This window comes from Pinisolibacter aquiterrae, from assembly GCF_019160155.1.
GTDB classification, from domain to species: Bacteria; Pseudomonadota; Alphaproteobacteria; order Rhizobiales; family Ancalomicrobiaceae; genus Pinisolibacter; species Pinisolibacter aquiterrae.
This window is the reverse complement of the sequence record NZ_JAFNIH010000019.1, coordinates 292,408-316,066: the sequence shown is the minus strand read 5'-3', so window position 1 is coordinate 316,066 and position 23,659 is coordinate 292,408. Positions and strand designations below refer to the sequence as shown.

Here is a 23,659-nt window from a genome sequence, read left to right as displayed (position 1 = left end):
CGGGCCGTGGGTCACGTCGGGCGCGGGCGGATCACGCCTTGCGCAGGCACTCGACGCCGGGGAGCGCCTTGCCCTCGAGCCACTCGAGGAAGGCGCCACCGGCGGTGGAGATGTAGGTGAAGTCCTCGGCGGCGCCGGCATGGTTCAGCGCCGACACGGTGTCGCCGCCACCGGCGACCGCGACCAGCTCGCCCGCTGCCGCCAGACGCGCCGCCTCGAGAGCGACCGCATTGGTGGCGGCGTCGAAGGGCTCGATCTCGAAGGCGCCGAAGGGGCCGTTCCAGACGAGCGTCTTGACCTTGCCGAGCAGCTCGACGACCGCGGCGATCGAGGCGGGGCCCGCGTCGAGCACCATCTCGTCGGCGGCGATGTCGCCGTTGGCGACGACCCGGTTCTCGGCGCCGGCCTTGAATTCCTTGGCCGCGACGCCGTCGACCGGCAGCACGATGGTGCAGCCGGCGGCCTTCGCCTTCTCGACGATCTCGCGGGCGGTCGGGGCGAGGTCGTGCTCACACAGCGACTTGCCGACGGCGACGCCCTCGGCGGCGAGGAAGGTGTTGGCCATGCCGCCGCCGATGATCAGGTAGTCGACCTTCTTGACCAGATTGCCGAGCAGCTCGAGCTTGGAGGAGACCTTGGCGCCGCCGACGACGGCGGCGACGGGCCGCTCGGGCGTCTCGAGCGCCTTGGTCAGCGCGTCGAGCTCGGCCTGCATGCAGCGGCCGGCAAAGGCCGGCAGCACATGGGCGAGGCCTTCGGTGGAGGCGTGCGCCCGGTGGGCGGTGGCGAAGGCGTCGTTGACGTAGAGATCGCCGAGGGCGGCGAGCGCCTTCACATGGGCGGGGTCGTTCTTCTCCTCGCCCTTGTAGAAGCGGGTGTTCTCGAGCAGGAGCACGTCGCCGTCGGCCATCTCGGCGATCGCCGCCTCGGCGACCGGACCGATCGAATCGGCGGCGAAGGCGACGGGCATGCCGAGGCGCGAGGCGAGCGCGGGCACCACCTGCTCCAGCGAATACTTGTCTTCCGGTCCGTTCTTGGGGCGGCCGAAATGGGCGAGCAGGATCACCTTGCCGCCCTTGTCGGCGATCTCGGTGATGGTCGGCAACACCGCGCGGATGCGGGTGTCGTCGGTGACGTGCCCTTCCTCCATCGGCACGTTGAGGTCGACGCGGACGAGGCAGCGCTTGCCCTTCACGTCGGCGTCGTCGAGGGTCTTGAAGGCGCTCATGATCTCTCTCCCTGACATGATTTCCGAGAAAAAAGGGGCCGGTCGAGACCGGCCCCTTCGTTTCGATCCGGCGGATCAGATCAGCTTCGCCATGGCGACGGCGGTGTCGGACATGCGGTTGGAGAAGCCCCACTCGTTGTCGTACCAGGAGAGGACCGAGACGAGCGTGCCGTCCATGACCTTGGTCTGATCGGTGTGGAAGATCGAGGAATGCGGGTCGTGGTTGAAGTCCGACGAGACGTTCTTGTCGTCGGTGTAGCCGAGGATGCCCTTCAGCGGGCCGTTGGCGGCGGCGCGGATGGCGTCGTTGATCTCGTCCTTCGAGGTGGCGCGCTTGGCGATGAACTTCAGATCGACCACCGACACGTTCGGGGTCGGCACGCGCACCGCGAAGCCGTCGAGCTTGCCCTTCAGTTCCGGCAGCACCAGACCGACCGCCTTGGCGGCGCCGGTCGAGGTCGGGATCATCGAGAGGGCCGCCGCGCGGGCGCGGTAGAGGTCCTTGTGCATGGTGTCGAGGGTCGGCTGATCACCCGTGTAGGAGTGGATCGTCGTCATCATGCCCTTCTCGATGCCGATGGTGTCGTTGAGCACCTTGGCGAAGGGGGAGAGGCAGTTGGTGGTGCAGGAGGCGTTGGAGACGACGAGATGATCCTTGGTCAGCTTGTCGTGGTTGACGCCGTAGACCACGGTGAGGTCGGCGCCGTCGGCGGGCGCGGAGACCAGGACGCGCTTGGCGCCGGCGGCGAGATGCATGGCGGCCTTGTCGCGGGCGGTGAAGATGCCGGTGCATTCCATCGCGACGTCGACGCCGAGATCGGCCCAGGGGAGCTGGGTCGGATCCTTGATGGCGGTGACCTTGATCGGGCCGCGGCCGACGTCGATGGTGTCGCCGGCGACGGTCACGGTGCCGGGGAAGCGGCCGTGGACGCTGTCGTAGCGCACGAGATGGGCGTTGGTCTCGACCGGGCCGAGATCGTTGATGCCGACCACCTCGATGTCGGTGCGACCCGACTCGACGATGGCCCGCAGCACGTTGCGACCGATGCGACCGAACCCGTTGATGGCGACGCGGACGACCATGGATGTTCTCCTCTCGAGTGATTCTCCGCCCGATCGGCGGTTGAACTTCCGTCGGGCGGTCCGCTCGGTCCGGGATCGATCCCGAAGGGCCGATCGGCGAGAGGGTTTCCACCCCTCCGTCGCCACCCGTCGGAACGGGTTTGGGCGGCGGGAAAACTGCATTCGCCTTCGAGGGCGTTCGCGCGTCGCGTGACGCGCCGGCCGAGACCGCGCTCGAAATCGAGGTCGGGGCACTGATAGCAGGGCAGTCGAGGGTGTCAATCCGAACGAATGCGCGTCAGAGCCGCGCGGTCCCGGACGCTTCCGGTGGACGCCGCCGTCGGCCGCGCGCGGCCGCGACGATCATGGTGACGGCATCACATTGACCCATGCTTCGGCGGAAGCCTAAATTCCGCTCTGGACGCGCATTCGGCGAATCGGACGACGATCGGGTCGACGGTATCGGTCGTGGCGGATCGGCGTCGCCGGCGGTGGCCGGACGACGCGGGCCGTCGGGTCGAGGGTCGACCACGAGGCGGCGTGTCGCAGGACGAGAGGTCGCGGGGCTCAGGAGGCCCGGGCGGCCACGGGAGGGGTCCAGATGGTTCAGGCACCCGCCGTCGAGGCGGCGCTCGGGCGACTGTCGGCGGCGCTCGAGGCGCTGGAGACGGCGACGGAGCGGCGTTTCGAGACGGATCGCTCCAATACCGAGCTCGAGGAGGAGATCGCGCGGCTGGCGGAAGACCGCTCGCAGCTCGGTCAGACGCTCGACCAGGAGAAGACGCGCGCCAATCTGCTCGAGGAGACCAATCGCGAGGTGTCGCGGCGGTTGGTGGCGGCGATGGAATCGATCCGTTCCGTGCTCGACGCGCACGGCGGCTGAGGCGAGGCGATGGCTCAAGTCAACGTGACCATCAACGGGCGCGTCTATCGGATGGCCTGCGAGGACGGCCAAGAGGCTCATCTGCAGGGCCTGGCGCAGCGCATCGACGAGATCATCCACGGTCTGCGCGGCTCCTTCGGCGAGATCGGCGATCAACGCCTGACCGTGATGGCGGCGGTGACGGTGATGGACGAGCTCTCCGAGACACAGCGCCGCCTCAAGAGCCTCGAGGCGGAGAACCGCTCCTTACGCGAGACCCGCGCGGCGGTGATCGAGCGGCGCGACGAGGTCGAGGTGGAGATCGCCCGGCGCATCGACGAGGCGGCGCGGCGGATCGGCTCGGTCGCCGAGGCGCTGGGACGGCGCCGGGCGGACGCGTCGGAGGGCTGAGAGTCCGTCCGAGCGGCGCCCGTCCACCGAGATCGTCGGGGGTGCACTGGCGGAGGATCGGGCGCGGCCCTATATTCGCGCTCGACGAGGCTGCGCGATGCGACAGGAGTTTGCATCCCCGGGGCCTTATCGATCCGAACGGGAGCTGTCCCTGGGGAGGTCCGTGGACTTCCCCATAACGGCGCCCACCTACGTTGTAGGTTTCCCGGGATCGATATCTCCATCGATCGAGGTGGCTTCGTCACTCCTTCCTTCTCTCGTGGCATCGGCCACCGTTCGAAGCCGCCGATGACCGAGACCCCGCCCTCCCTCGCTCCGTTCGCCGCCGCCAAGGCCGATCTTCGCCGCGCCGCCCTGGCGCGCCGCGACGGGCTCGATCCCGAAGCTCGACGCCTCGGCGCCGAGGCCCTGGCGCGGAGCGACGCGCTGCCGCCGATCGCCCCGGGCACGGTGGTGGCGGGCTATTTCCCGATCCGCAGCGAGATCGATCCGCGTCCGCTGATGCGCCGATTGGCGACGGCGGGGGCGCGGCTCGCCCTGCCGGTGGTGGGCGAGGACCGGGTCACCATGGTCTTTCGCGACTGGCGCGAGGGCGACGCACTGGAGCCCGCCTCATTCGGCCTCTCGGTGCCGCCGGCGCGGGCGGGCGAGGTCGAGCCGGACGTGCTCCTGATGCCGCTCGCCGCCTTCGACGGCGCCGGCCACCGGATCGGCTACGGCAAGGGCCATTACGACCGCGCCCTCGATCGGCTGGAGAGCCGGCGCCCGCGGCTCAAGATCGGGCTCGCCTTCGCCTGCCAACGGGTCGACGGCGTGCCCGCGGAGGCTCATGATCGGCGGCTCGATCTGATCCTCACCGAAACCGGGGCGATCACGCCCCGCATCCCATCCTCGGAGTGACGCCTTCATGCGACTGATGTTTCTCGGCGACGTGGTGGGGCGCGCGGGGCGCAAGGCGGTGGTCGATCGGCTGCCGGGCCTCGTCGACGATCTCCGCCTCGACTTCGTGGTGGTCAACGCGGAGAACGCCGCCGGTGGTTTCGGCATCACCGAGGAGATCGCTCAGGATCTGATCGACGCCGGCGCCGACGCGCTGACGCTGGGCAATCATTCGTGGGATCAGCGCGAGGCGCTGGTCTTCATCGAGCGACAGCCGCGTCTCCTGCGCCCGGCCAACTACCCGAAGGGGACGCCCGGCAAGGGCGCCAATCTCTATGTCGCCAAGAACGGGGCGCGAGTGCTCGTCGTCTCGGTGATGGGGCGGATCTACATGGATCCGCTCGACGACCCGTTCGCGGTCGCCGAGCGCGAGATCGCCGCCTGTCCGCTCGCCGAGCAGGCGGACGCGATCGTCCTCGACGTCCATGCCGAGGCGACCTCGGAGAAACAGGCGATGGCGCATCATTTCGACGGGCGCGTCTCCCTCGTCATCGGCACGCACACGCATGTGCCGACGGCCGATTGGCAGATCCTGACCGGCGGCACCGCCTTCCAGTCGGATGCCGGCATGTGCGGCGACTACGACAGCGTCATCGGCATGGAGAAGGACGAGCCGATCAACCGCTTCACCACCAAGATCGGCCGGGCGCGGTTCGAGCCGGCCGGCGGCGAGGCGACGGTGTGCGGGCTGGTGGTGGAGGTCGACGAGGCGAGCGGTCTCGCCACCCGGGTCGAGCCGATCCGGATCGGCGGCCGTCTGTCGCAGGCGCTGCCGCGCTTCTGACCGGCCTCGGCTGGATTTTCGCGGCCGGGCACACTATAAGCGGCGCACTTCGACACATGATCGGGTGGGACGCGCGGCCTCGGGGCCGCCGCTTTCACTCCAGCCTGCGACCGACGAGACGACGACCATGGCCGGACATTCACAGTTCAAGAACATCATGCACCGGAAGGGCAAGCAGGACTCGGTCCGCTCCAAGCTCTTCTCCAAGCTCGCCCGCGAGATCACCGTCGCGGCCAAGCAGGGCGGCATGGAACCCTCGATGAACGCCAAGCTGCGTCTGGCGATCCTCAACGCGCGCGCCGAGAACATGCCCAAGGACAACATCGAGCGCGCCATCAAGAAGGCGTCCGGTGCCGACGGCGACAACTACGAAGAGGTTCGCTACGAGGGCTACGGCCCCGGCGGCACGGCGGTGATCGTCGAGGCGCTGACCGACAACCGCAACCGCACCGGCGGCGCCGTCCGCGCGGCCTTCACCAAGTTCGGCGGAGCGCTGGGTGAGACCAATTCGGTCTCCTTCTCCTTCGACCGGATCGGCGAGATCACCTATCCCGTCTCGGTCGGCTCGGCCGACGCCGTGCTGGAAGCCGCCATCGAGGCGGGCGCCGACGACGTCGTCTCCGACGAGGAGAGCCACGTCATCGTCACGACCTTCGAGGGCCTGTCGGAGGTCTCCAAGGCGCTCGAGGCGGCGCTGGGGACGGCGAGCTCGGTCAAGATGAACTGGAAGCCGCAGAACACCGTGCCGGTCGACGAGGAGCGCGCCATGTCGCTGATGAAGATGATCGGCATGCTCGAGGACGACGACGACGTGCAGAACGTCTTCACCAACTTCGAGATCTCCGACGAGGTCATGGCCAAGCTCACCGCCGCCTGAGGCGCGGGAGCCGAACCGAAACCACGAGCGGGCGCCGGAGGGAGACCTCCGGCGCCCGTTTTTCTTTTCCGTCGCCGGTGGCGGTCACACCAGCGTCAGGGTGACGTCGATGTTGCCGCGGGTGGCGTTGGAATAGGGGCAGACCACGTGGGCGCGCTCGACGAGCGTGCGGGCGACCTCCGGGTCGACGCCGGGGAGCGCGATCCGCAGTTCCACCTCGATGCCGAAGCCGGTCGGCAGCGGACCGATGCCGACCTTGCCGGTGACCGTGGTCCCGGCGGGGACGGGGAGCTTGTCGCGGTTGGCGACGAACTTCATCGCGCCGAGGAAACAGGCGGAATAGCCGGTGGCGAAGAGCTGCTCCGGGTTGGTGCCCTCGCCGCCGGGGCCGCCGAGTTCCTTCGGCACGGTGAGCTTGACGGCGAGGTGGCCGTCGTCGGTGGCGGCGATGCCGTCACGGCCGCCGGTGGCGGTCGCGGTGGCGCGGTAGAGAACTTTTTCCAGGGACATCGGTCTTCTCCTCGGTTGATACATCGTTCGTATTCATATCGTGCACGATATATTTTTGTGCGAAAGGCAGGCGAAACGCGGCCCCGGAGGAGGGCGCCGTGGTTCGCGGTGGCGGCGTGTCTCGATGCGGCCGGACTGGGAGGGGCTCTCCCGGGTCAGCCGGCGGCGGCGAGGTTGTCGCGCAAGCGGGTCAGTCGGCCGCGCAGGTCGGCGAGATCCTCGCGCGGGAGGGCGGCCGCCGCGGCGATGCAGTCGGGGATGCCGGCGGCGGTGGCGCGCAGCGCCCGGCCCTCGGCGGTCAGCGTGACGATCACCTGCCGCTCGTCCTCGGCCGAGCGGGTGCGGCGGATCAGGCCGCGTCCCTCCAGGCGCTTGAGGAGCGGGGTCAGGGTCGTCGTCTCCAACTGGAGGCGTTGGCAGATTTCCGAGACGTTGATCTCGTCCTTCTCCCACAACACCAGCAGGACAAGATATTGCGGATAGGTCAGATCGAGATCGCGGAGCAGGCGGCGATAGACCTTGGCGACACCGTGCATGGTCGAATAGAGCGCGAAGCAGAGCTGCGCGTCGAGCTTCAACTGGGGCGTGGGGCCGATCGGGTCGTTCGTCGTCATGGGGAGAGATTTATATCGTGCACGATCTAATGTCAAGCGATGGAAATCGGAGGGCTCGGTGCGCGTCCGAGCGCCCTCGTCCGCGCTTCGGGCCGCTTCTTCAGCGATGGGGAGAAGAGGAACGCGCGCCGTCGATGCCGGGGGCGGGGTCGATCGATTTCGACCCGACGTCGCGGGCGTCACGAGCGATCTTCCGAAGCCTCGCCCCTTTGCGAAACGAAGCGAGAACATGTAGCGTCGCGCGCATGACCCAGGTCGTTCGAATCATCGGTATCGATCCCGGCCTCCAGCGTACCGGCTGGGGGGTGATCGACAGCGTCGGCAATCGCTTGTCCTTCGTCGCCTGCGGCACCGTCACCTCGACGGCGACGGACGAACTGGCGGGGCGGCTGGTGGAGTTGCACGACGGGCTCACGAGCGTCATCGCCGATCACGCCCCCGACGAGGCGGCGGTGGAGCACACGTTCGTCAACACCAATCCGACCTCGACGCTGAAGCTCGGTCAGGCGCGCGGCGTCGCGCTGCTGGTGCCGGCGCGGGCCGGGCTGTCGGTCGCCGAATACCAGCCCAACGCGGTCAAGAAGGCGATCGTCGGGGCCGGTCACGCCGACAAGGATCAGATCCAACACATGGTCAGGATCCTCCTGCCCAAGGCGGTGTGGAAGGGGGCTGACGCGGCCGACGCGCTCGCCATCGCCATCTGCCACGCCCACCATCGCCAGACGCTCGGCCGGGCGCTCCGGATCGCGGCAAGATGAGGACGCGCGCATGATCGGCAAGCTCAGAGGTCTGGTCGACGAATACGGCGACGACTGGGTCATCCTCGACGTCGGCGGGGTCGGCTACGTCTGCTACTGCTCGTCGCGCACGCTCCAGCATCTGCCGGCGCCGGGCGAGGCGGCGGTTCTGTCGATCGAGACGATCGTGCGCGAGGACATGATCCGACTCTACGGTTTCGCCGACGCGGAAGAGCGGGATTGGTTCCGCCTGCTGACGACGGTCCAGGGCGTCGGCACCAAGGTGGCGCTGGCGCTCCTCTCGGCGCTCCGGCCGAACGAGATCGCCTCGGCGATCGCGCTGAAGGACGTGACCGCGCTCTCCCGCGCCAACGGCGTCGGCAAGCGGCTCGCCGAGCGCATCGCCCAGGAGCTGAAGGACAAGGCGCCGGCCTTCGCCTCGGTCGATCCGGCCCTGGTGGCGCTCTCCGGCGGCATCGCCGAGAAGACGGCGCCGAAGCCGCTCGCCGACGCGGTCTCGGCGCTGGTCAATCTCGGCTATCCGCAGATCCAGGCGAGCGCGGCGGTGGCGGCGGCGTCGCGCGAGGCGGGCGAGGACGCGACCACCGAAAAGCTGATCCGGCTGGGCCTCAAGGAATTGGCGAAATGACGCCGCGCCGCCGTTGGGGCGTGGCGATCCGGCTGGCGGCGACGACGGCGATCGCGGCCGGCGTCGCGCTGATCGTCGTCGTGCTCGCCGCCGGCATGACGACCGCGCGGGACATGGGGGCGACGCTCGTCGATCTCGCGAGCGATCTGCCGGGCGTCCTGCCGCCGGTCCTCGGCGTGGTCGGCGGGGCGAGCCTTCCGGTCGGCCTCGCCTTCGCCGGGTGGTTCGAGCGGCCGGGGTCGAAGCGCGCGGCGATCGCCGCCTTCGCCGCGGGCAGCGCGATCGCGACGGTCCTGCTCGCGATCGGGCTCGAGCACCGCGAGCGGGGTCTTCGGCTCTTCGATCCGGCCGTCTTCTACGGCGGGATCGGCGCGGCGGTCTTCGTCGCGGCGGGCGTGAGCGCGGCGATGTGGGCGCGGCGCGGTCTCGGCGATCCGTCCGCGTCCGAGGTCACCACAGATCCTTGATGCGTCCGCAATTGGGGCAGACCCAGTCGTCGGGGATGTCGGCGAAGGCGGTGCCCGGCGGGACGCCGTGCTCGGGGTCGCCGATCGCCGGATCGTAGACCCAGCCGCAATCGCGGGTCGGGCAGTCGCGCGGCTCCTCGGCGGCGCGCGCGGGACGGGCGGCGGCGAGACCGAGAGCGGCGAGGACGGTGGCGAGGAGACGGCGGCGGTCGATCATGGTCCGGGTTCCGGCGAGGACGGGGCTCGCCGGGATCATCGCAGGCCGATGTATCCGGCCTGCGACGATCTTCCGACGATCCCGTGCCCTCAGCCGGCCGGGTGATAGACGCGGATGCGATGGCCGTCTGGGTCGGCGGCGGTGAAGGTGCGGCCGAAGTCCATCGCGGTCGGCGCCTGGAGGATGGTGAGCCCGCGCGCCGACCAGTCGGCGTGGGTCGCGTCGACCGCCGCGTCGCTCGCCACGGCGACGGCGATCTCGCCGCCACCGCCGGTGATCGTGGCGGCCGGGGCGACGCCGTCGATCGTCCACAGGCCGAGCATCAGGCCGTCGCGGAGCGGCAGCATGGCGAAGGTGTCGGAGAGTTCGACCGGCCGGGTGCCGATCAGGTCGGCCCAGAAGGCGGCGGAACGGCGGGCGTCGGCGACGTAGAGAAGCAGGAGACGGGGCGTGATCATGGTGGGGTCCTCGTTGGTGGAGGCCCCGATCCTGCGACAGGGCTGCTGACGATCCGCGTCAGCAGTCGACGCGTGCGAGCGACGCGCGGCGCCTCTCGCGGCGCTTCTCGCGGCATGGGCGCGCGATCGTCACGGGCGCGGTGGGATGCCCTCGGCGCGGCGCCATTCGGCGAGGAGCGCGCGGCGGCGGCGTGGCGGGCGGGTCTCCTCGATCTCTGCCGCGACCATGCGGTCGACGCGGAAATGGCGGAAGGCGGCGCGGCTCTCGCACCAGGCCGCCAGGACGCGGGTGGTCTCGAAGAAGCCGAGGGCGATCGGCCAGACGAGGCGGCGGGTCTCGCGGCCCTCGGCGTCGCGATAGAGGAGGGTGAGTTTCCGCTCCTCGCGCAACGCCCGGCGCAGCAGGTCGAGCCCGACGGGGGCGGTCGCGAGGAGCTGACGATCGGCGACCAGTAGGCCGGGCTCGTCGAACGTCTCGCGGCGTTCGCCGGGCAGGACGGCGGCGATCTTGGCGAGGGCGTCGCGGGCGGCGCGGGCGAGCGTCGGATCGCCGTTCGCCGCGACCCAGCGCGAGCCGAGCACCAGGGCCTCGAGCTCCTCGTCGGCGAACATCAGCGGCGGCAGCAGAAAGCCCGAGCGCAGCACGTAGCCGACGCCGGCCTCGCCCTCGATCGCCGCGCCCTGGGCCTGGAGCGTGGCGACGTCGCGGTAGAGCGTGCGCAGGGAGACGCCGAGCTCGCCCGCCAGCACGGCGCCGGCGACCGGGCCGCGCCGGCGGCGAAGGGCCTGGACGAGATCGAGGAGGCGGGCGGCGCGCGACATGGCGGCGGGGTGACCGAAGGGCCGCTCAGGGTTGGGGCCAGCCGAGGGCGAAGCCGTCGACGACCGGCTTCGCCGCCTTCATCGTCGTGTCGGACGAGGAGAATTCGGTGTCGCCGGCGACGGCGGCGGAGACCGCCTCGTCGACGTCTTCCGGCAGGGCGAAGGAGACCGAGACGGTGCAGCCGCCGGCGGCCGGGCCCGCCAGCGCGCCGCCCTTCCAATCGGTGACGGCGCCGCCGTAGTCCCAATCGAAGCCGACCAGGACGAAGGGCCGGCCGTTGAGCTTCTCCACCTCGGCGAGCGTCATGCCGCGGCGGATGCCGTTCGGGGCGACGAGGGCGGTCTCCTTGGCGGGGCGGACGGCGAGGAGGCCGGAGCGCTTCTTCTCGTCCGCCCACATCAGTTCGAGGCGGCGCTTCGGATCGTCGGGGAAGACGACGGTGGCGGCGATCTTCTCGCCCTCGGCGCCGTCGATCATCCGGAAGACGACATTGGCCTTGCCATAGGCGGCGACGACCTCGGCGTGGGACGATTTCGGGCCGAGCGGCGGGGCGCAGGCGAGGGTTGCGGGCGCGGCGCCCTGGGCGGCGACCGGGGCCGCCGTCGCGGCGAGGGCGAGGACGGCGAGGAGGGGGGCACGGATCGTCATGGTCGCTGCTCCGTTCGGGCGAGTGGCGAGCGACACTACACCGAACCGGCCGATCGGTGGAAAGGCGTCGGAGCGCTTCCTTCGTTCTCGCTTCGTCCTCGGACGCGCATCATGCTAGGGAAACGGTAGAGCCGATCTCGAGGACGACGCGATTCGATGGCGACACCCAAACGACTGGTCACGGGAGAGAAGCGCGAGGAGGATCTCGACGCCTCGCTGCGTCCGCAGGCGCTCGGCGATTTCGTCGGTCAGCAGGCGGCGCGCGAGAATCTCTCGGTCTTCATCGAGGCGGCCAAGACCCGGCGCGAGGCGCTCGATCACGTTCTCTTCGTCGGCCCGCCCGGGCTCGGCAAGACGACGCTGGCGCAGATCGTCAGCCGCGAGCTCGGGGTCAATTTCCGCTCGACCTCGGGGCCGGTGATCGCCAAGGCGGGCGATCTCGCGGCGCTGCTGACCAATCTGGAAGAGCGCGACGTGCTCTTCATCGACGAGATTCATCGGCTCAATCCGGCGGTGGAGGAGATCCTCTATCCCGCCATGGAGGATTATCAGCTCGATCTGATCATCGGCGAGGGGCCGGCGGCGCGGTCGGTCAAGATCGATCTGGCGCGGTTCACCCTGGTCGCGGCGACGACCCGGCTCGGGCTCCTGACGACGCCCCTGCGCGACCGTTTCGGCATTCCGATCCGGCTCAACTTCTACACGGTCGCCGAGCTCGAATTCATCGTGAAGCGCGGCGCGCGGCTGATGGGGCTCGCCATCACCGAGGAGGGCGCCAACGAGATCGCGCGGCGCTCGCGCGGCACCCCCCGCATCGCCGGACGGCTTCTGCGCCGGGTGCGCGACTTCGCCATCGTCGGCGGCAAGGCGGCGATCGATCGCGAGATCGCGGATCGCGCGCTGGTGCGGCTCGAGGTCGACCGGGCCGGTCTCGACCAGCTCGACCGGCGCTATCTCGAGGTGATCGCGGTCTCGTTCGGCGGCGGTCCGGTCGGCATCGAGACGATCGCGGCGGCGCTGTCAGAGCCGCGCGACGCGATCGAGGAGATCGTCGAGCCCTATCTGATCCAGCAGGGCTTCGTGCAACGGACGCCGCGCGGGCGCATGCTGACGCAGGGCGCCTTCCGCCATCTCGGGATCGAGCCGCCGAGCGGTCGTCCGGAGCAGTTGGGCCTCGGCCTCGACGAGGAGTGAGGCGGGGGAGGGCTCGTGTCGGAGCGTGCCCGAGCCCGACCGTCGGTTCGGACCGGCGGGGACGGCGACCGCAGGTTTCACGGTTCATTAACCCTAACGAGACGATGCTACTCAGAGTCGCAAGCGTTCTCGGGGGTCATCGAAATGAGACATCGCTCATCGCCGGCAGTCGCCCTGGCGACGGTTCTGTTCGCGTCGTTCGGGAGCGGGAGCGCGGTGGCATCCTGTTTCCCGCCGGGCGGGTGCACGCCCTATGCGCAGGCGACCGAGGAGGACCTCTACAACGGCATGTATCTGCGCGGCGCGGTCGGATACGGCATCGGCAACAAGCCGGAGGTTTCGATCGAAGGTTGGTCGATCGACGGTCTGTCGCGCAACGGCTCTCTCGCCACGAGTTTCGGTCTGGGGGGGCACGTCACGCCCGATTGGCGCGTCGAACTGAGTGTCAGCCCGATCCTCAACAGCCGGATCGAGTACAATGCCCCGGCGGCCGTCGTGAGCGGAACGACCTATTCGGGGAGCGTCAGAAACACCAGCACGATCCTTCCGATCATGTTCGACGTCTATCACGACTTCGATACGAAGACGGCGCTTCGACCCTATCTCGGCGCGGGCGTCGGCGTCGCCGTGTCGTGGAGCGACCTCACGGCCGGATTGACCTCGGGCGGGGTGAGCACGCAGTACCAGATCGCGAGTTCGAACAGCGCCAGTTTCGCCGCCTCGGCCATGGCGGGTCTGTCGTACGACGTCTCCAGGAATCTGACGATCGATCTCGGCTACAAATATCTCTATGTCGATCGGATCAAGACGTCGAAGGAGTTTGGTGGCTACACCATCACCGCGACGTCGAAGCAGAATTCCTTCAATCAGTTCCTCGTCGGCGCGCGGTATCGCTTCGATTGAGCGCGGCACGCCGAACCGATCGGCGATCCGAGGTCGGCATCGATCGCCCGATCGAGGGATCTGGGCGCGAGGACGCCGGCTTCGATCCGGTTCGGGTTGATGTGGGCACCGACATTCTCTATTCGTCGCCTGTCGCAGTGCGGCATGGACCCCGTTCGGCCGTGTTCCGTCGTGTCGGGGTCGAGGGCGGATCCTGCTTCCGCCGCGAGCGGAGACGGTGTGATGACGATCGAGAAGCCCGGCAATCCCACCCCCCATTTCGAGGACACGATCACGGTCCGCGTCTATTGGGAGGACACCGACGCAGGCGGGATCGTCTATCACGCCTCCCACGTCCGATTCTTCGAGCGCGGCCGCACCGAATATCTGCGCGCGCTCGGCATCAGCCAGTCCGAGATGCAGGCGTCCGACCATCCGCTGCTCTTCGCCGTCCGGCGCATGGAGGTCGACTATCTCAGGCCGGGCCGGCTCGACGACCTGCTCGAGGTCACCACCTCGACCCGCGAGATCGGCGGCGCGCGGATGGTGCTCGATCAGGTTCTCAAGCGCGGCGAGGAGACGATCTCCACGGCCGTCGTCACCGTCGTGTGCCTCGGACCGGACGCGCGGCCGCATCGGGTGCCGGCCGATATCCGGGCCCTGATCGGTCATCCGGAGTGAACCGCCGCCGCGCGATCTCCTCCGCAGTGCAACAACCGTAACGGTTCCTTAACCATGACAATGGCTTGCTGACGGGTGAAGGGGACCCGGCAGGGTCCTCGTTTGGTCACATTCGCCGGGCAGAAGGATCTCGGGTCCGAGGACGGGAACGACGATGCGCGCCGAAAGGTCGCCCCTCACGGGGGCGCGACCCGGCGCCGCCGGATCCGTCTCTTCCATCGCCGTCGGTCATCCCGCCGGTTGGTCCGTCGCCCGCGCCGTTTCTCGGCCGAAAGGGTACTCGACACATGAATCCCGAAGTCGCTCAGGCCGCGCTGGCCGCGCCGCATACCGACATGACGCTGCTCTCGATGTTCTGGAGCGCGCATATCGTCGTCAAACTGGTGATGCTCGGCCTGTTCTCGGCCTCGGTCTGGTGCTGGGCGATCATCGTCGACAAGATCGTGCTCTACATGAAGACCCGTCGCCAGATGGACAACTTCGAGCAGATCTTCTGGTCGGGCCAGAGCCTCGAGGATCTCTATCGGACGCTGTCGGCGCGCGCCAATCACGGCATGCCCGCGCTCTTCGTCGCCGCCATGCGCGAATGGAAGCGCTCCCACGAGGGCGGACGGCCGGCGATCGGCTCGCTCCAGCAGCGCATCGACAAGGTGATGGACGTGACCATCAACCGTGAGGTCGATCGCTTCCAGTCCAATCTCCTGGTGCTCGCCACGATCGGGTCGTCGAGCCCGTTCATCGGCCTCTTCGGCACGGTGTGGGGCATCATGACGGCGTTCCAGGGCATCGCGGCCTCGAAGAACACCTCGCTCGCGGTGGTGGCGCCCGGCATCGCCGAGGCGCTCTTCGCCACCGCCATCGGTCTGGTCGCGGCGATCCCGGCGGTCATCGCCTACAACAAGCTGTCGTCGGACGCCGGCGCGCTGGGTGGCCGGCTCGAGACCTTCGCGGACGAATTCTCCGCCATCCTGTCGCGTCAGATCGACGAGCGGCAGGCGGCCTGAGGAGAGACCCATGGGTATGGCGGTCGGCGGATCGGGTGTCTCGGGCGGGCGGCGCGGACGGCGGCGCTCGCGCGGCGGCGTGATGAGCGAAATGAATATGACGCCGTTCATCGACGTCATGCTGGTGCTCCTGATCATCTTCATGGTGGCGGCACCGATGATGACGGTCGGCGTGCCGGTCGATCTGCCGGAGACCCGCGCCAAGGCGATGGAGGGCCAGACCCAGCCGATCACCGTCTCGCTCGACGGTCAGGGCCGGATCTACATCCAGGACGCCGAATTCAAGATCGACGAGCTGGTGCCGAAGCTGCAGGCGATCGCCAAGAACGGCGTCGACGAGCGGATCCTGGTGCGCGGCGACAAGTCGACCGACTATGGCTCCATTCTCAAGGTGATGGGTCGGCTGAACGACGCCGGTTACAAGAAGATCGGTCTCGTCTCGCTTCCCGAAACCGCGTCGAGGTGATCGCGGCATGCGCCCGGGTCTCCCGTCCTCCGCCCTTCTCCATGCCGCGCTCCTCGCCTGGATCCTGTTCGGATTCCCCGGCTTCGAGAAGCGCGAGGAGACGCCGGCGGTCGACGCCATGCCGATCGAATTCGTGCCCATCGCGACCGTCGCGGACCTGAAGCTCGGCCAGAAGACGGCCAAGCCCAAGGACGAAGTGACGCCGAAGGACATGGCCAAGGCGGCCAAGGAGGCCGACGGCGCCCGTGCCGGCACCGACGCGCACGAGGAGCCGCCGCCGCCGCTCCCTGAGGCGCGCCCGACGCCCCGGCCCGAACCGACGCCGGAGCCGCCGAAGGCGGCCGAACCGCCGAAACCCGAGCCGATCAAGGTGCCCGAACCGAAGCCGCTGCCGAAGGCCGAGCCGAAGCCCGAGCCCAAGCAGGAGGCCAAGGCCGAGCCCGCCAAGGCCGAGCCGGTCAAGGCGCCCGAGCCGAAGCCGGCGCCGGTCAAGGTCGCCGAGGCGAAGCCGGATCTGCCCAAGGAGGCGGAGAAGGCCAAGGATGTCGGCGAGGGCAAGCCGCCTCAGCCGAAGGAGCCGCCGAAGGATACCAAGGCGCTCGACAAGCTGATCGAGGAGCAGAAGAAGCTCGACGAGAAGAAGGCGGCCGAGGCCAAGGCCAAGGCGGACGCCAAAGCCGCCGCCGATGCCAAGGCGAAGGCGGACGCGAAGGCCGCCGCCGACGCCAAGGCCAAGGCCGACGCGAAAGCCGCCGCCGACGCGAAGGCGGCCGCGGACGCGAAGGCCGCGGCGGATGCCAAGGCGGCGAAAGCGGCCGCGGATGCGAAGGCCGCAGCCGACGCCAAGGCCAAGGCGGCGGCAGACGCGAAGGCGGCCGCGGCCAAGCAGGCGTCGAGCTCGAAGGCGTTCTCGTCGCAGATTTCCGACGTGCTCAACAAGAACCAGACGGGTTCCGCCTCGGGTCACGAACAGAAGACCGCGTCGCTCGGCTCGCCCACCGGCAAGATCAACGTGGTGCGGATGACCCAGGCGGAGACCGACGGTCTGATCGGCCAGATCAAGAAGTGTTGGAATCCACCGATCGGCGCGGCCGAGGCGGGGCTCAAGGTGACGATGCGCTTCTCGCTCAACGCCGACGGCTCGCTCAACGGTCAGCCGTCGGTGATCGAGGCGCCGGCCCACCCGCTCGGCGTCAGCCTGGCCGCTTCGGCCCGGCGCGCGCTCATTCAATGCGGTCCCTACAAACTGCCCTCGGAGAAGTTCTCCGCGTGGAGTCAGGTGCAGGCGACCTTCGATCCCAAGGATCTGTGATGTTCGAGGGGCATGATCGCGACGAGGCGAGACGCTCCCTCCCGACGACGAGGACGACGATGACGACGACATCGATGGAGTTCCCCCCCACGGCGCGGGCCGCCGACGCGAAGCGCGTCGGTCGCAGGTTCGGTGCCGCGACTGCTCTGGCGCTGACGCTGCTCGGCGCGGCGGCGGGGCTCACGATCGCGCCGACGCCGGCTTCGGCCGAGCTGAAGATCACGGTGACGCCCGGCGCGGCGTTCCAGCCGATGCCGATCGCGGTGCCGCAGTTCGGCGGCGATCCGGCCCTGGCGCGCGAGGTGGCGCAGATCGTCGCCGCCGACATGCGGCTCTCCGGCTATTTCACGGTGCTCGATCCGTCCTCCTATCTCGAGGGGACGGTCGGCGCCGATCAGATGCCGAACTTCAACAATTGGAAGGGCATCGGCGCACAGGCGCTGATCGCCGGCACGGTGTCGCGGTCGGGCAATCAGGTCACCGCGCAGGTGCGCGTCTGGGACGTGTTCGGCGGCACCCAGCTGGTCGGCACCCAGGTCGGCGCGGGGCAGGACGCCGTCCGCCGGCTCGCCCACATCGTCGCCGACGCGGCCTATTCGAACCTGACCGGGTTCAAGGGCTTCTTCGACAGCCGCATCGTCTTCGTCGACGAGTCCGGGCCGAAGACGGCGCGGGTGAAGAAGCTCGCGATCATGGACTGGGACGGCGCCAACGTGCGTTACCTCACCCGGGGCCAGGAACTCGTTCTGACGCCGCGCTTCTCGCCGTCGAGCCAGCAGATCGCCTACATGGCCTATGGCGCGGGCGAGCCGAAGGTCTTCATCCTCAATGTCGCCTCGGGCGCGCGCCAGCTGGTCGGCGACTTCCCCAACATGACCTTCAGCCCGCGCTTCTCGCCGGACGGCCACACGCTGGTCTTCTCGATGCAGAAGGAGGCGAACGCCAACATCTTCGCGATGGAACTGGGCGGTCGCGGGATGCGCCAGCTGACCGAGGGCGCGGCGATCGACACCCATCCGTCGTTCTCGCCGGACGGATCGCAGATCGTCTTCGAGAGCGATCGCGGCGGCACCCAGCAGCTCTACGTGATGTCGGCCGGCGGCGGTGGCGCCAAGCGCATCTCCTTCGGCTCGGGCCGCTATGCCACGCCGGTGTGGTCGCCGGATCCGGACAATCCGTTCATCGCCTTCACCAAGCAGGACGGCGGCGGATTCAAGATCGGCGTGATGAAGCCGGACGGCACCGGCGAACGCATCCTGACCGAGGGCTTCCACGCGGAAGGGCCGACCTTCGCGCCGAACGGCCGCTACGTGATGTTCTTCAAGGAAGAGGGCGGCGATTCGCGACTGTGGCTCGCCGACGTCACCGGCCACGTGCTGACTCAGGTCAAGACGCCGGGCTCCGCCTCGGATCCGGCGTGGTCGCCGCTGCAGAAGTGATGCATTTCGGCAACGTCGCGCGACCGTCCCCGACGGTCGCGCGAAGGCCGTCGCGGCGACACCTTTCCGCCATGCTCGGGCGGTGAAGTCGAATTCGACGAAACGCCGCGCCTTTCTCTTCGAAAAAAGTTCGCGTCAAGACTTCGTTCACCAAGTTTCTGAACCACGATTTAACCACGGTCCGTCAAGGTTACCGGAAGGTCATCGGGGTGATCCGAAGGAGTTCCAGGATGTTCAGCAGCATCGCGCTCGGGCGCGGATTCAAGTTCGCGGCGGTTCTCGCCACCACTCTGACGCTCGGCGCCTGCGCCAGTCAGCAGGACAGCGCCGGCGACGGTGCCGGCGGCTTGGGCGGCGCGGGTGCTGCGACCCCGGGCTCGCAGCAGGACTTCGTGGTCAACGTCGGCGACCGCGTGTTCTTCACCGTCGACAGCACCGACCTGACCACCGAGGCGCGCTCGACGCTCGATCGTCAGGCGGCGTGGCTCGCCCGTTATCCGCGCTATTCGGTGACCGTCGAAGGTCACGCCGACGAGCGCGGCACCCGCGAATACAACATCGCCCTCGGCGCCCGCCGCGCGGCCGCCACCCGCGACTATCTGATGGCGCGCGGCGTCTCCTCGACCCGCCTGAAGACCATCTCCTACGGCAAGGAGCGCCCGGTCGCGGTCTGCGACGCGGAGAACTGCTGGAACCAGAACCGCCGCGCGGTGACGGTGCTCGGCGGCGCCATGTGATCGGACGGATCGGCGGCCCCGCCCGAGTGGTAGGGTCGGCCGGACGCGACGGCATCGGACGGCGGCTCCTCGGGGCCGCCGTTTTCGTTTCGGCCGGCCGATCGCGCGGCGAGGCGGCGGTTTCGGCGCGGCCTCGCGAAAAGACCGCGACTCGGGTCGTGTCTCGCGAAAAGATCGCTCGGGCGACAAATTTTGGCCGAATGCGGCGGGTCATGTTAGGAGGATCCTCGGTCGGACCCGGTCGGCGCGGTCCGTTCGGACAAGGGGAAGGAGCGTCGTCGTTCATGGCGCAACGGACACCAGTTTCATTTTTCTCGCCGCGACGGGGAGCGGCTCGACGCTTCGTCGCGCCTCTCGCGGTGCTCGGCCTGGCGATCGGCCTCGCCGTCTTCGCCGGACGGCCGGCGGCCGCGCAGGGCCTCTTCGGTGGTGGTGGTGGCGGCGACGATCGGCAGGCGGCCGAGATGTCGGTGCGCCTCAACCAGCTCGAGGGCCAGATGCGCGGCCTCAACGGCCAGATCGAGCAGTTGTCGTTCCAGATTCGCCAGCTCCAGGAGACGCTGGCGCGCCAGCAGAAGGACTTCGAGTTCCGTCTGCAGGAGTTGGAGAACGGCGCCGGGCACGCCGCGCCCAAGCCGCAGAAGAAGTCGGAGGCGCCGGACGACGGCGCCTCCACCGCCATGGCGGCGGCGCCGAGCCGGGGCGCGCCGCCGGCCACGCTCGGGCAGTTGCCGGGCGGCGCCGATCCGATCGGCGGCCTGATCGGTTCCAGCGCGCCGATGGAACTGGGCGCCCCGGGCGTGCGGTCGCGGTCGGCCACGCCGGCTGAGAGCGCGCCGGTGCCGGGCGTCGATCCGCGCTATGCGTCGGTGGCGCCGACGGCGAGCCCGCGCGACGAATACGACGCCGCCTACGGCTATATTCTCAACGGCGAATACGATCTCGCCGAACAGAGCTTCAAGACCTTCCTCGCCAATCATCCGACCGACAAGCGGATCGGCGCGGCGCAATTCTGGCTCGGTGAGAGCTATTTCGCGCGTCAGCGCAACAAGGAGGCGGCCGACGCCTTCCTCAAGAGCTACACCCAGTTTCCCGACGGGCCGAAGGCGCCGGACAGCCTGCTGAAGCTCGGCATGGCGCTCTCCGGTCTCGGCGAGAAGAAGGCCGCCTGCGCCTCCTGGGACGAGTTGCTGGCCAAATATCCCAAGGCCTCCAAGACCGTGCGCGATCGCGCGGCGGCCGAGCGGGCCCGTGGCAAGTGCTGACGCCCTTCCCGTCTCGCCGGCGGAGGCGCTCGCGGCGCTGACGCCGATGCCGGGACGTGACGGCGTCGTGCTCGCCGTCTCCGGCGGCGCCGATTCGCTGGCGCTCCTCCATCTGTGGGCCGATGTCCGCGCGCTCGAGCCGAGCCTGCCGCGCGCGGTGGTGGTCTCCATCGATCATGGACTGCGGGCCGAAGCCCGCGACGAGGCCGCCTTCGTCGGACGGATCGCGGCCGAACGCGGGCTCGCTCACCGGGTCCTGCGTTGGGAGGGCGAGAAGCCCGTCGCCAATCTCCAGGCGGAGGCGCGCGCGGCGCGACGGCGCCTCTTGGCGGCGGCAGCGCGGGCCGAGGGGCTCGACACCGTGGTGCTCGCCCATCACGCCGACGATCAGGCCGAGACCTTTCTCCTGCGATTGGCGCGCGGCAGCGGCGTCGCCGGGCTCGCGGGCATGGCGCGGGTGCGCCGCGACGACGGGCTGGCGTGGTTTCGGCCACTTCTCACCTTTCCCAAGGCGCGGCTGGTGGCGACGCTCACGGCACGCGGGGCGACGTGGACCGAGGATCCCTCCAACGGCGACGAGCGTTTCGAGCGGGCGCGGATGCGCGCGGCGATGCCGGGGCTCATCGCGCTCGGGCTCTCCCGCGACCGGCTCGTCGCGACGGCGGCGGCGATGGCGCGCGGCGCGGCGGTGATCGACGAGGCGGTCGACGATCTGATGCGACGCGCGGGGAGCGCTCATCCGGCCGGCTGGGTACGCCTCGAGGCGGGGCTCCACGCGGCGGCGCGGGCGGAGGTTCGGTTGCGGCTCCTGTCGCGGCTGATCGCCACCATCGGCGGGGCCGCCTATGGGCCGCGGCTCGCGGCTTGCGAGGAGCTCGACGCGGCGCTCGGCGCGGGCGACCGGGTGGTGCGCACGCTCGCCGGGGTGCGCGTCGAGCGGCGGCGCGGCGTTCTGTGGTTCGTCCCGGAAGCGGGGCGGGCGCGAGAGCGTCTGGTGCGGCCGGGCGAGCGGATCGTCTGGGCGGGGCGGGTCGTCGCAGTCGACGCGGCGGCGCCGGGGCCGGTCGCGGTCGGACCGCTCGGCGAGGCGGGGCGGCGAGCGTTTCTCGCCGGGCGATGTCTTTCCGCCGATCGGCTCGGCCGGCCGGCGCCGAGCGCCGGGGTGCTCGCCGGGGCGACGGCGATCCGCGACGCGCGCGGGACGACGACGGTGCCGGGCCTCGGCGACATGGGGGCCGGGAAGGGGGGGCTCGAAGGCGTCGCGATCGGCGGTTTCGGCCTCGCCGGGGCGGGAGAAACGGTAACGATTTCGTCATAGGGTCGGTCGAGTTTTTCGCCATCGTCTTGGCATTCGGGGGGGTGAACCCTATCTTCCCTTCACGGACGCGGGTCGGACGGCGACAGCGGGTGCCTCGCGAGCGCGAGAACAGGATCTTCGATGAACGCCAATCTCAGGAATTTCGCCATCTGGGTGATCGTCGGTCTCTTGGTGATCGCGCTCTTCCAACTCTTCCAGAACCCGGGTCGCGGCGGTGGCACCAACGAGATCGCGTTCTCGCAGTTCCTCGACGACGTCGAGGCGGGCAAGGTCAAGCAGGTCACCATCACCGACCAGCAGATCGCCGGTTCCTACAAGGCGCAGGGCACCTTCCAGACCTATGCGCCGGCGGGCGCCAACGTCGTCGACACGCTGCGTCAGAAGGACGTCGCCATCGTCGCGCGGCCGGCGGGCGAGAACTTCTCGCTCCTCGGAGCGCTGATCTCGTGGATGCCGATGCTGGTGATCATCGGCATCTGGCTCTTCGTCATGCGGCAGATGCAGGGCGGTGCCGGCGGCAAGGCGATGGGCTTCGGCAAGTCGAAGGCCAAGCTCCTGACCGAGGCGCACGGCCGCGTCACCTTCGAGGACGTCGCCGGCATCGACGAAGCCAAAGAGGATCTGCTCGAGATCGTCGAGTTCCTGCGCGATCCGCAGAAGTTCCAGCGGCTCGGCGGCCGCATCCCGCGCGGCGTGCTCCTGGTCGGCCCCCCGGGCACGGGTAAGACCCTGACCGCGCGCGCCGTCGCCGGCGAGGCCAACGTGCCCTTCTTCACCATTTCGGGCTCCGACTTCGTCGAGATGTTCGTCGGCGTCGGCGCCAGCCGCGTCCGCGACATGTTCGAGCAGGCCAAGAAGAACGCGCCCTGCATCATCTTCATCGACGAAATCGACGCGGTCGGCCGTCATCGCGGCGCCGGCCTCGGCGGTGGCAACGACGAGCGCGAGCAGACGCTGAACCAGTTGCTGGTCGAGATGGACGGCTTCGAGCAGAACGAAGGCATCATCATCATCGCCGCCACCAACCGGCCCGACGTGCTCGATCCGGCGCTGTTGCGTCCCGGCCGCTTCGATCGTCAGATCACGGTGCCGAACCCGGACGTCAACGGCCGCGAGAAGATCCTCAAGGTCCATGTCCGCAAGGTGCCGACCGCGCCCGACGTCGATCTGCGCGTGCTGGCGCGCGGAACGCCGGGCTTCTCGGGCGCCGACCTGATGAACCTCGTCAACGAGGCGGCGCTCTTGGCGGCGCGGCGCAACAAGCGCCTCGTCACCATGTCCGAGTTCGAGGACGCCAAGGACAAGGTCATGATGGGCGCCGAGCGCAAGTCGATGGCCATGTCGGAGGAAGAAAAGCGTCTGACCGCCTATCACGAGGCCGGTCATGCGCTGGTCGGCCTCAAGGTGCCGCAGGGCTGGCCGGTCCACAAGGCGACGATCATTCCGCGCGGCCGGGCGCTGGGCATGGTCGCCTATCTGCCGGAAGGCGATCGCTACTCGACCAAATACATCGAGTATACCTCGCGTCTCACCTCGGCGATGGGCGGACGCGCGGCCGAGGAACTGACCTTCGGTCGCGAGAACATCACCTCGGGTGCCTCCTCGGACATCGAGCAGGCGACCAAGATGGCGCGCGCCATGGTGATGCGCTTCGGCTATTCCGACGAGCTGGGCACCGTCGCCTACGGCGACAATCAGGAAGAGGTGTTCCTCGGCTATTCGATGGGTCAGAAGACCACCATGTCGGAGGACACCGCGCAGAAGATCGACCGCGAGGTCAAGCGCATCGTCCAGACCGCCTATGACGAGGCCAAGCGCATCCTGACCGAGAACCACGATCAGTTCATTTCGCTCGCCGAGGCCCTGCTCGAATACGAGACGCTGACCGGCGAGGAGATCAACGACATCCTGGCCGGCAAGCCGCCGCGCCGCGACGGGGGCGACGTCTCGGCGACGCCGCGGTCCTCGGCGGTGCCGCCGGCCGGTTCCACCGGGCGCGACAGCAAGGGCGGCGAACCGGGGATCGATCCGATGCCGCAGCCGAGCTGATCGGCTTCCTTCGCCCCATCCGGAAT

The 23,659-nt window shown here is 69.3% G+C and carries 27 protein-coding genes and 1 other RNA gene; 20 read left to right on the top strand and 8 right to left on the bottom strand.

The annotated features are described in order from the left end of the window. Positions 1-31: 31 nt before the first annotated feature. Together J3S89_RS05795 and gap are read right to left on the bottom strand one after the other, a co-directional pair. The gene (locus J3S89_RS05795) at positions 32-1,228 is read right to left on the bottom strand and encodes a phosphoglycerate kinase (protein ID WP_217926522.1); all 1,197 of its coding nucleotides are present in this window, start codon (positions 1,226-1,228) and stop codon (positions 32-34) included. A 75-nt stretch (positions 1,229-1,303) separates the two neighbouring features. Then, positions 1,304-2,311: a type I glyceraldehyde-3-phosphate dehydrogenase gene (gene gap / locus J3S89_RS05790; RefSeq protein WP_217926521.1), complete on the bottom strand. Its 1,008-nt coding sequence runs from the start codon at positions 2,309-2,311 to the stop codon at positions 1,304-1,306. A gap of 580 nt (positions 2,312-2,891) precedes the next feature. On the opposite strand from gap, the gene J3S89_RS05785 reads away from it, so the two are divergent. The 6 genes from J3S89_RS05785 (at position 2,892) to J3S89_RS05760 (ending at position 6,163) form a co-directional block, all read left to right on the top strand. Beyond that, positions 2,892-3,173 (top strand): DUF4164 domain-containing protein, encoded by a 282-nt coding sequence (locus tag J3S89_RS05785; protein ID WP_217926520.1) that lies wholly within the window; start codon positions 2,892-2,894, stop codon positions 3,171-3,173. A gap of 9 nt (positions 3,174-3,182) precedes the next feature. Beyond that, positions 3,183-3,563 (top strand): cell division protein ZapA, encoded by a 381-nt coding sequence (locus J3S89_RS05780; RefSeq protein WP_217926519.1) that lies wholly within the window; start codon positions 3,183-3,185, stop codon positions 3,561-3,563. Positions 3,564-3,647: 84 nt separating this feature from the next. Continuing rightward, a non-coding RNA gene (ssrS, locus tag J3S89_RS05775) (6S RNA) lies at positions 3,648-3,806 on the top strand. A 45-nt stretch (positions 3,807-3,851) separates the two neighbouring features. Further along, positions 3,852-4,463 (top strand): 5-formyltetrahydrofolate cyclo-ligase, encoded by a 612-nt coding sequence (locus J3S89_RS05770; RefSeq protein ID WP_217926518.1) that lies wholly within the window; start codon positions 3,852-3,854, stop codon positions 4,461-4,463. Positions 4,464-4,470: 7 nt separating this feature from the next. Beyond that, the gene (locus J3S89_RS05765; protein ID WP_217926517.1) at positions 4,471-5,286 is read left to right on the top strand and encodes a TIGR00282 family metallophosphoesterase; all 816 of its coding nucleotides are present in this window, start codon (positions 4,471-4,473) and stop codon (positions 5,284-5,286) included. A 127-nt stretch (positions 5,287-5,413) separates the two neighbouring features. After that, positions 5,414-6,163 carry a YebC/PmpR family DNA-binding transcriptional regulator gene (locus J3S89_RS05760; RefSeq protein WP_217926516.1) on the top strand — a complete coding sequence of 250 codons (750 nt, stop codon included), beginning with the start codon at positions 5,414-5,416 and terminating at the stop codon, positions 6,161-6,163. Between the two features lie 84 nt (positions 6,164-6,247). On the opposite strand, the gene J3S89_RS05755 is transcribed toward J3S89_RS05760, so the two are convergent. Both J3S89_RS05755 and J3S89_RS05750 read right to left on the bottom strand, forming a co-directional pair. Further along, positions 6,248-6,673 (bottom strand): organic hydroperoxide resistance protein, encoded by a 426-nt coding sequence (locus J3S89_RS05755; RefSeq protein ID WP_217926515.1) that lies wholly within the window; start codon positions 6,671-6,673, stop codon positions 6,248-6,250. A 155-nt stretch (positions 6,674-6,828) separates the two neighbouring features. After that, entirely contained in the window at positions 6,829-7,287 is a 459-nt protein-coding gene (locus J3S89_RS05750) for a MarR family winged helix-turn-helix transcriptional regulator (RefSeq protein WP_217926514.1), read from the bottom strand. Positions 7,288-7,532: 245 nt separating this feature from the next. Here J3S89_RS05750 and ruvC point away from each other — a divergent pair, with 245 nt between their 5' ends. From ruvC to J3S89_RS05735, 3 genes are read left to right on the top strand one after another with little or no spacing between them, the layout of a single operon-like run. After that, a complete protein-coding gene (ruvC, locus tag J3S89_RS05745) occupies positions 7,533-8,045 on the top strand; it encodes a crossover junction endodeoxyribonuclease RuvC (RefSeq protein ID WP_217926513.1) in 513 nt (170 codons plus the stop codon). A 10-nt stretch (positions 8,046-8,055) separates the two neighbouring features. After that, positions 8,056-8,673, top strand: coding sequence for a Holliday junction branch migration protein RuvA (ruvA, locus tag J3S89_RS05740; RefSeq protein WP_217926512.1), 618 nt, complete (start codon positions 8,056-8,058; stop codon positions 8,671-8,673). Continuing rightward, on the top strand, positions 8,670-9,140 hold the full coding sequence (locus J3S89_RS05735) for a hypothetical protein (protein ID WP_217926511.1): 471 nt from the start codon (positions 8,670-8,672) through the stop codon (positions 9,138-9,140). The genes ruvA and J3S89_RS05735 overlap by 4 nt, the downstream gene beginning before the upstream one ends. Here the strand turns inward: J3S89_RS05735 and J3S89_RS23490 are convergent. From J3S89_RS23490 to J3S89_RS05715, 4 genes are all read right to left on the bottom strand, one after another. Beyond that, complete coding sequence (locus J3S89_RS23490; RefSeq protein ID WP_338020046.1) at positions 9,124-9,396, bottom strand: rubredoxin; 273 nt, start codon at positions 9,394-9,396, stop codon at positions 9,124-9,126. The two genes, J3S89_RS05735 and J3S89_RS23490, sit on opposite strands and share 17 nt — an antisense overlap. Before the next feature lie 50 nt (positions 9,397-9,446). After that, positions 9,447-9,815 (bottom strand): VOC family protein, encoded by a 369-nt coding sequence (locus J3S89_RS05725; protein ID WP_217926510.1) that lies wholly within the window; start codon positions 9,813-9,815, stop codon positions 9,447-9,449. Between the two features lie 129 nt (positions 9,816-9,944). Then, positions 9,945-10,637, bottom strand: a complete 693-nt coding sequence (locus J3S89_RS05720; protein ID WP_217926509.1) for a helix-turn-helix transcriptional regulator — start codon at positions 10,635-10,637, stop codon at positions 9,945-9,947. 25 nt (positions 10,638-10,662) lie between these two features. Then, positions 10,663-11,286, bottom strand: a complete 624-nt coding sequence (locus J3S89_RS05715) for a hypothetical protein (RefSeq protein WP_217926508.1) — start codon at positions 11,284-11,286, stop codon at positions 10,663-10,665. Positions 11,287-11,442: 156 nt separating this feature from the next. Between J3S89_RS05715 and ruvB the strand changes: the two genes are divergently transcribed. The 11 genes from ruvB (at position 11,443) to ftsH (ending at position 23,633) form a co-directional block, all read left to right on the top strand. Further along, the gene (gene ruvB, locus J3S89_RS05710) at positions 11,443-12,480 is read left to right on the top strand and encodes a Holliday junction branch migration DNA helicase RuvB (protein WP_217926507.1); all 1,038 of its coding nucleotides are present in this window, start codon (positions 11,443-11,445) and stop codon (positions 12,478-12,480) included. Between the two features lie 216 nt (positions 12,481-12,696). After that, positions 12,697-13,383, top strand: coding sequence for an outer membrane protein (locus J3S89_RS05705; RefSeq protein WP_217926506.1), 687 nt, complete (start codon positions 12,697-12,699; stop codon positions 13,381-13,383). Positions 13,384-13,605: 222 nt separating this feature from the next. After that, positions 13,606-14,043: a tol-pal system-associated acyl-CoA thioesterase gene (gene ybgC, locus J3S89_RS05700; RefSeq protein WP_217926505.1), complete on the top strand. Its 438-nt coding sequence runs from the start codon at positions 13,606-13,608 to the stop codon at positions 14,041-14,043. A gap of 287 nt (positions 14,044-14,330) precedes the next feature. Beyond that, positions 14,331-15,047 carry a protein TolQ gene (gene tolQ / locus J3S89_RS05695; protein WP_217926504.1) on the top strand — a complete coding sequence of 239 codons (717 nt, stop codon included), beginning with the start codon at positions 14,331-14,333 and terminating at the stop codon, positions 15,045-15,047. 10 nt (positions 15,048-15,057) lie between these two features. Further along, complete coding sequence (tolR, locus tag J3S89_RS05690; protein WP_217926503.1) at positions 15,058-15,513, top strand: protein TolR; 456 nt, start codon at positions 15,058-15,060, stop codon at positions 15,511-15,513. A gap of 7 nt (positions 15,514-15,520) precedes the next feature. Further along, positions 15,521-16,825, top strand: coding sequence for a cell envelope integrity protein TolA (gene tolA / locus J3S89_RS05685; RefSeq protein WP_217926502.1), 1,305 nt, complete (start codon positions 15,521-15,523; stop codon positions 16,823-16,825). Between the two features lie 59 nt (positions 16,826-16,884). After that, on the top strand, positions 16,885-18,264 hold the full coding sequence (gene tolB / locus J3S89_RS05680) for a Tol-Pal system beta propeller repeat protein TolB (protein ID WP_230489254.1): 1,380 nt from the start codon (positions 16,885-16,887) through the stop codon (positions 18,262-18,264). 230 nt (positions 18,265-18,494) lie between these two features. Next, positions 18,495-19,001: a peptidoglycan-associated lipoprotein Pal gene (gene pal / locus J3S89_RS05675; RefSeq protein ID WP_217926501.1), complete on the top strand. Its 507-nt coding sequence runs from the start codon at positions 18,495-18,497 to the stop codon at positions 18,999-19,001. Between the two features lie 359 nt (positions 19,002-19,360). After that, positions 19,361-20,266, top strand: coding sequence for a tol-pal system protein YbgF (ybgF, locus tag J3S89_RS05670; RefSeq protein ID WP_217926500.1), 906 nt, complete (start codon positions 19,361-19,363; stop codon positions 20,264-20,266). Further along, complete coding sequence (gene tilS / locus J3S89_RS05665; RefSeq protein WP_217926499.1) at positions 20,253-21,584, top strand: tRNA lysidine(34) synthetase TilS; 1,332 nt, start codon at positions 20,253-20,255, stop codon at positions 21,582-21,584. Before ybgF ends, tilS begins: the two co-directional genes overlap by 14 nt. A gap of 120 nt (positions 21,585-21,704) precedes the next feature. Beyond that, the gene (gene ftsH / locus J3S89_RS05660; protein ID WP_217926498.1) at positions 21,705-23,633 is read left to right on the top strand and encodes an ATP-dependent zinc metalloprotease FtsH; all 1,929 of its coding nucleotides are present in this window, start codon (positions 21,705-21,707) and stop codon (positions 23,631-23,633) included. Positions 23,634-23,659: the final 26 nt, after the last annotated feature.